Here is a 533-nt window from a genome sequence, read left to right as displayed (position 1 = left end):
GCCACGACAGAGGGCTTTCCGGGAGAAACGAACTTCTCCGTTATCTGCGAGGACGGCAGTTTCTTTTCGTTCAACGCCAAGTACGCCCGTGAACCGGAAATGCTCAACATCGAAATGAAAGACTTCTTGGAGAATGAAGATACGTCCGACTTCTCACATACCCGGATGAACATCTATTTCCGGGAACTGGGGAATGAAAGCCCGCTATTGGTGAAACTGATAATGCAGAGCATCTACAAGAACAATGACCGGAAAGTGCGCCACTTGGGTAGCAAGCGTTTCGGCATACAGTTCTTAATCAAGGGGATTTACACCTATAACGGGATGCTCTATGTACACACGCAGACAAAGAACAGTTCCAACGTGCCTTTCGATACCGACTTCATCAAGTTTAAGATAACCGATAAGAAAGTACCCAAGCGCACGGCTATTCAGGAAACGGTGCTGGATGCGGTACGTAGCTACAACGAGGTGATAGAGATTGCAGGAAAAAGTACCGTGCGCACGGTGTACGCCCTGCCGAAGTTCACCAT

The 533-nt window shown here is 48.6% G+C and carries 1 protein-coding gene; it reads left to right on the top strand.

Annotated features, from left to right (window positions below; genetic code table 11):
- Positions 1 to 533 (top strand): conjugative transposon protein TraN (gene traN, locus H8S64_RS22355; protein WP_186978752.1); only part of this gene is annotated, 533 nt, incomplete at both ends.

The organism is Butyricimonas hominis, assembly GCF_014287455.1.
GTDB lineage: Bacteria > Bacteroidota > Bacteroidia > Bacteroidales > Marinifilaceae > Butyricimonas > Butyricimonas muris.
This window is presented reverse-complemented; position numbering and strand designations above follow the sequence as displayed.